Annotated in this window: 4 protein-coding genes; 2 read left to right on the top strand and 2 right to left on the bottom strand. The window is 39.9% G+C overall.

The features are described 5' to 3' along the window. Positions 1-12: 12 nt before the first annotated feature. Positions 13-3,114 carry a non-ribosomal peptide synthetase gene (locus tag JHD45_RS10555; RefSeq protein ID WP_199476482.1) on the bottom strand — a complete coding sequence of 1,034 codons (3,102 nt, stop codon included), beginning with the start codon at positions 3,112-3,114 and terminating at the stop codon, positions 13-15. Positions 3,115-3,597: 483 nt separating this feature from the next. On the opposite strand from JHD45_RS10555, the gene JHD45_RS10560 reads away from it, so the two are divergent. Both JHD45_RS10560 and xthA read left to right on the top strand, forming a co-directional pair. Further along, complete coding sequence (locus JHD45_RS10560) at positions 3,598-4,620, top strand: methyltransferase (RefSeq protein ID WP_199476483.1); 1,023 nt, start codon at positions 3,598-3,600, stop codon at positions 4,618-4,620. 166 nt (positions 4,621-4,786) lie between these two features. Further along, complete coding sequence (xthA, locus tag JHD45_RS10565) at positions 4,787-5,602, top strand: exodeoxyribonuclease III (RefSeq protein ID WP_199476484.1); 816 nt, start codon at positions 4,787-4,789, stop codon at positions 5,600-5,602. A 157-nt stretch (positions 5,603-5,759) separates the two neighbouring features. Here xthA and JHD45_RS10570 read toward each other — a convergent pair whose 3' ends face one another. Continuing rightward, a complete protein-coding gene (locus JHD45_RS10570; protein WP_199476485.1) occupies positions 5,760-6,491 on the bottom strand; it encodes an alpha/beta fold hydrolase in 732 nt (243 codons plus the stop codon). Positions 6,492-7,174 lie beyond the last annotated feature (683 nt).

Raw genomic sequence — 7,174 nt, forward strand, 5'->3', positions numbered from 1 at the left:
AAATGAAAGACCTTATATCCCTAACGAGCTAGAAATCAGCTGCAAATAGCATTGCGCAAAACGAGACATTTCTTCTTTAGTAAATGCGCTATGCTCATAATCAAAATTTAAAACAAACTCAGGACAATCGTCGACAGTAAGAATTAAGTCACAGCGTCCAAATTGTTCAACAATATGAGTTACGTTAAATTCACATTGATCAACCTTAATAGTGGAAGCCACATTGGTGAGAAAATTAAAAATAACGGGAGAATGAAGCCTGTCAGCCCAGCCTTTTTTTCTTAGCTCAGTTGATAGCATTTGATACGGAAGTGTCTGATTTTCTAGCATTCCATACAGTTTTTTACTACTCGCCTCTAATTGCATAGTAATATTGCTTGTGTCTTCTACTGGCTCGAAGTACGTCATCATATTAACAAAACAACCAATTTGATTATTTCCTTGAAGCAAGGCACGGTTTGATACTGGCAGACCAATCGTTGTCTTTTTATAAGGTGTCTCACGATTAAGAGCCAAGTTAAATAACGTTAAAAGCACCACATAGGCAGTGGTATTCTTTTGATGAGCAAAGTGTCGAATTGCTTGACTAAATGCGTCGGTCAATGTGATCGATAACCCTCGTCCTGAGGGAGACGTTTTCATTTCAAACGCCGAAGCATCCGCCCCTCTTCCTAAGTAGCCTTCTAACGTCGTCAACCAAAAGCGCCATTCCTCTTGGTCAACCAATTTATCACTATGACATGGCTGTGCTTTTTGCCATTTAACATAGGGGGCATACTGGTGGTAAACCTCACTGGCGAAGCTGTAATCTCCCGCGATAAAAGCTCGGTATGCCTGAGTAAATTGATCAAAAAACAAACCAATTGAATCATGGTCGAATACTGAGTGATGCACACGACAAATCAGCATATAGACATTTTTAGGAAACATTAATATGGCAAGGCTAATCGCTGGCGTATTTTCCAGATCAATATCAGGCAAATCAGCTAACGCCAACAAGTCTTGATGGCTCAAATGATCACTGCTCATCCCCATAGACTGAAAATCACGCTTGGCGATATGAATAGCCTCTGTCGCAATACCGCCCTCTTTAACTGTAAAATGATCAAGATCAAACTGAGAGCGCAATACAGGATTGCTTTCCAATACCCGTTTTACACTCCACTCAATTCCTTGAATATCCGCTTTACCTTGAGCACGAATAAGAAAAGCGGGGTGATAAGCTTTCGGCTGTGAGCTGGTCTGCTCAAGTGCCAAAAAATAAGACTGTTGCGAAGAAAGCTCAGAAAAGTCCTCTGCTGGAATAGTGAGTGACTCAGTAAACATCTGACTCGCCATATCTTCGTCATCGATATAGTAAGGTACTACCATTGCCAGTTTGCGTGGTGTGGTGTTATGAAAAAACAAACTAAAATCAATATTGCTGTACAAGCGCTGACGAATTAAAGTGCGAGCCCGCATGGCATGTAATGAATTACCACCTAAATCAAAAAAATCATCCTCAGCACCTAAGTTACAAAAACCTAAAACTTCTTGCCAAATATCAATAAGCTCTTGCTCAAGGTCATTGGCGGCAGGTTGAAAAATGGTATCTAGATCAGGTCGAACGGGGGCTGGAGAAGGCAATCGATTGCGATCAAGCTTACCATTTGGTAACTTTGGAAACGCATCAAGACATATAAATTGTGAGGGGATCATCGCCCCCGGACATCTTTCTAACATGAAAGATCGAAGCTCATTCACTTTAACATGCTCCCTGCACAGCAGATAAGCCATCAACCCCATGTCTGTGAACAAAACCACCGCATTGGACACATTAGGATGCTGACGTAAATTCTCTTCAATATCAGCAAGCTCTATACGCACACCATTGACCTTGACCTGATTATCTTGTCGTCCTAAATAGAGCAATTCGCCATGATGATTAAATTGTCCGAGATCACCTGTACGGTATGCTTTTTGTTGCTGGTGGACGAAAAAATGTTTTGCCGTTAGCAAAGGTTGATTACTATAACCGTAAGCGACCCCAGGCCCTGAAACACATATTTCGCCAACCTCACCATCACCAACCAGTACGCCCTGTTTATCCAACAGAAAAATATGGCTCCCTTCGATGGCTTGTCCTATCGTGACAGGCACCCCTTGCTCCAATTCAGAGAAAGAGCAATTCGCGACCGTTTCTGTAGGACCATATAGATTAAACAAACGTACATTATCGACTTCTGCAAAAGTGCGTTCCTTTAGCGCTTCTGAAACCGCCTCTCCTGACAAAAACAAGGTTTTTGGTAATACAACACCCCTATCAAGAGATTGTTTATAATCTAATAGCTCACTCCAAATAGTGGGCACGCAATATAAAGCAGCATTTGGCTTATCTTGATACCATTCTAATAGCGCTTCAGGTTGATTAAGTATCCCTGCGGGAAGAATATGTAACGTATCGCCCCTTAGCAGCGGTGCAAAAAGTTGAGTTAACGAAGCCGCAAAACTTAGTGATGATGTAAGAGGTAAAATAGCTTCTGTTTTAGGCCATAAATGCGAGTTAAACCAGTTAAGATAATAAGATAGGCTGCTGTGTTCCACCTCCACGCCTTTCGGCCTGCCTGTCGACCCAGACGTATACAAAATATACGCAATAGAATTCTCCATAGTATCGATGATAGGTCGATCACTTAAGCCAGCTGATAAATCAATATCATCCATGATCAAAGCTGGTGTCGTTTCAACCACCGCATAGTATTGTTCGAATAAGCGTCGTGATGTAATGGTAAGACAAGCCCGAGAGTCATCAAGAATCTGCTGAATACGTTTGGCGGGTAAAAAGGATGATAGCGGAACATAACTCAATCCGGCCTTCATAATCGCAAGAATAACGACAGGAAGGAATACGCTTGGTTCAAGAAGCACTGCTATTGTTCGTGAATCTGTGCCTTTATTAAAGTCTGAGTTTTCTATCGTAGGGTAATTAACAACTAGGCGATTAGCAAGCCGGTTGGAATAACAATCCAGATCAGAAAAGGATAAGCTTTCATTTTGAAATACGACAGCTTTTTTCTTAGGTCTTAAAACCGATTGTTTTGAGATAGCACTAAAAACCTGATCTTTTTTCAACATAAAATCTCCTTAAATTATCGGCTTTTTTAAACACTAATAAAGCCAATCGATCATTCCTAAATCGACTATGTACATAAAATAACAATACGATACTTAAGATTTCATTAAGAAATATTAAGTATCAAAAAAAAGTGAAAAATTCTTAATAATGTTGATCTAAGTCTAAAAAATATAAAACTATATTTGTTAACAAAATTGTTTATGTAAATAACATTTATAAAACACAACCAAAGCAATGAAAAACGACATCCTTTTCCATAATGTACAAGATACCATCAAATTAAAAACCATATAAAAATTAAAAAAACCAATATTATCAAATAGTTATAAAAAAATAATTTGATACAAAACCAGCTTTTCAAATAATTCACTGCTGTTAAATGGGAAGCTCTAAAATTCACTTTCTTAATAAAAAATTAAGTTTTTTCCAATACCATCTAGCTGTTAAAAAACCTTTTATAATCAATAAAACAGGATGGTTTTATGAAAACTATGGACTCTATAGGGAAAATCTCTGAAATAATGATGATGCCATTAGCGGCTAAATCATTGAATGTTGCTGCAGAATTAGGAGTAGCAGACATAATTAATCAAAATGCCGTACATATTGACATACTATCAGAATCTATGGCCGTCGATAAAGTCATACTGCTAAACCTGTTAAAAGTTATTAGTTTATTTGGTTTTTTCACAATAGATAACGATGGGTTCGTAACAAACAGTGACTATTCAATGTTCCTGATGACAAACCACCCGCAATCGATGAGACATTTTTGTCGGCTATTTGGACATGAGTATTACAACGGCTATGATGGTTTGTTGTATACAACCAAAACGACTAACTCAGGGTTCAAACATATCTACAACAAAACGTTATATGATTATTTAGATCATACGCCTGACAGAGCATTGGTCTATGATCTAGCAATGCGTGACTTTTCACGCCCTGTCGGAAAAGAAATCACGAAAACCTTTGCAACAATGTTTTCTGACAGCAAAAAGATTATCGACATTGGCGGCGGAAGTGGCGTGATTACCATCGAAGTACTGAAGCAATTCGATCACTTAACTGGGTGTATTTTTGATCGAGATGATGTTTGCACAAGAAACAAGGATCACCTACCAGAATCGGTCAAAGATAGAATAACCCTCCATCCCGGTGACTTTTTTGACTCCGTGCCATCTGGCTACGATGTCTATATTCTCAAAAATGTTCTGCATAACTGGAACGATCAGTCTAGCAGCACTATTCTCAAAACCATATCGAGATCCATCGTCAATGGTCGGTTACTCATCGTCGAACCCATTGTTACCAAACAAGACGACTCTCCTAGATTAATCTTTAACGCACTCTTTCAATCCGTCATCTGTGAAGACGGAACACACCCAAGGGACACATCGGATATTGAAAGCCTGCTAAACGATGCTGGATTTACAGTTGTAAGAGCCGAGAAACTCCTCACAGGCCATACGGCTTTCGAACTCGTCAAATCTACTTCTATGTAACTCTCTAAAAAGCAATGGCGCTATCAAGGACAAAACGTCATTGCCTCTTCTTCCCAAAAATACCCCGAAATAATCCAGCAAAACCATCGAACTCAAGAGGCAAACTGCTTTATGACCATTCAACAACTCGGTATCATTAAATAAATTCGCCAAACAAGGAATCACCGTGAAATTTGTCTCATTTAATATCAATGGCTTACGAGCACGACCTCATCAGATACAAGCGCTGGTGGAAAAACACGCGCCAGATGTCATTGGCTTACAAGAAATCAAAGTAGACGATGCCGCCTTCCCCCATGATATCCCTAAGTCCGTTGGCTACCATGCTTATTACTATGGGCAAAAGTCTCACTACGGCGTGGCCATTTTCAGTAAACAACCCGCTTTAAATGTGGAATATGGGTTTCCAGGGGACGATGCAGACGCACAGCGTCGCATGATTATCGCCACTTTCGAAACCTCTGAAGGGCCAGTTAAAGTCCTCAATGGCTACTTCCCTCAAGGCGAAAACCGTGACCACGAAACCAAGTTTCCTGCCAAACGTAAGTTTTACGCGGATCTAATGGCTTATCTGGCCACCCACTCCCCTGACGAAAAAATCATAGTGATGGGTGACATTAATATTTCCCCTACGGATTTAGACATTGGCATCGGCGATGCTAACGCCAAGCGTTGGTTAAAAACCGGAAAATGCAGCTTCTTACCAGAAGAAAGAGAATGGTTTAAAACATTAACCGACTGGGGCTTTGATGATACTTATCGCCAACTCAACCCAAATACAAACGATCGCTTTAGTTGGTTTGATTACCGCTCCAAAGGGTTTGATGATGAACCTAAGCGTGGTCTGCGTATTGATGTGATTTTATCATCAAAAGGACTCACGCCCTATTTAGCGGATTCCGACGTGGATTATGAGCTACGCGCCTTAGAAAAACCATCTGATCATGCTCCGATTTGGAGCACTTTTAACGTCAACTCATAGGAAAAAAACAGGGCGACTACTGGTCAAAAAACACACAAATCCAGTAAGGGCCGCCCTGTCTGGCAAGGATGCTTATTACCTCCTTCTACCCCCAGATTTATCCACAGTCTTTGTGGATGCTTTTCATAAATTCGCAACACTCCCATAAATTAGCCTTCTACCCCCTAAAAAAAGCTTTGATTTTTTGGCAAAGCCAGAGAGGCTGTTCTAGAGTCACCATATGGCCACAGTGGCTTGCTATATACACCTCAACCCTTTTATTCTCCTGTGTTGATGTTTTGCATTCTTCTAAAGCGCGTCGGTTTTGTGGAGAAATCAACGAATCTTCTTCCCCTAAACAAAAGCATAAAGGCATACCCAAGGTCAGTAAGTTGAACAGAATATCAGGTCGCTCCAAGCTACTAGACAATTGTTGTATAAGCACCTTCTCTCCTAACGATGCATCCATCTCTTTGATCAACTCGATAAGGTACTCATGGTGCCTATTACGCTGTGCCAACATAGACATGGCTTTCTTAGGGGGAATCCCTTTATAACCATTCTTGGCCACCCAATTCAGCGCAAGCTTGCGTTGGGCTATTTCACTTTCTTGTAACCCCTGAGCCGTATTGGAAACAACCATCAACTTAGCCACTCGCTCAGGGTATTTAAGCGTAAACGCACTGGCAATATAGCCTCCCATGGAGAAGCCTAAGAGAAGAATCGGTGAGCTTGGCAAACTTGCCGCCAAGGACTCAACAATCGCCTTAATACTCTCTTCTTGCGGCAACGAGACATGCTTAAGAGTAAAGCCGACCAGTACCTTGTCAATAAATTGCCAGAGGCGTTCATCACACATCGTTCCGGGTAAACAATAGATCACTTTTTCTGCGATATTAGTTAACGCCATTATTGAAAGATCTCTCATAGGTGAAATGAGTTGCACTAAATATCGTATTTCCAGACAGCTTTAATTTTCAATCCAATATATTATTTCTGCATTTTTTACTAAACAACTTTCTTCATTTTCAGCCCCCATGACCATCGATAAACATGTAAGAACCCAGAACCCAATACTACTCAAACCCATTATCCTCTAAACCAAGCCCTGCTTAACGGGGATGCTTTAAAATACAAGTCTCCACTCCCAACAAACTCTGTTGCACTTTAACCACATCGAGGGTATAGATTGTCCTCAATGACAAGTAAATTTTACCAGATGTACAGCAAACCTAGCGATAGCTAAAGCGTAGTGATTTAACACTAATTGGTTGTTAATGAGACTCAATTACCAATAGTTATCGCCAATTTTCTCCAGTAATAATAGTCAAGTATTTCTTCTGATATAAACTTTTTAATTTTATTGAGTATTGTGTTTATGAAATTTTTATAGTGCCTTATATAGACTAATCAAAAATTATACTTTTGAATTCAGTACAGTGAACGCACAGTTTTTGTGCACAACGTTCCATTTTTGCGCACAAATTTATTTAATGCATTAATCTATATAAGGATAGGTCTTTTTGAGATAATATTTTTGACGCTTAAATCACGATATGAGAAAGAATTGACTCCTTCCAAATTGAACGTAAA

The organism is Marinomonas spartinae, from assembly GCF_016461715.1.
In the GTDB taxonomy this organism is placed as follows: Bacteria; Pseudomonadota; Gammaproteobacteria; order Pseudomonadales; family Marinomonadaceae; genus Marinomonas; species Marinomonas spartinae_A.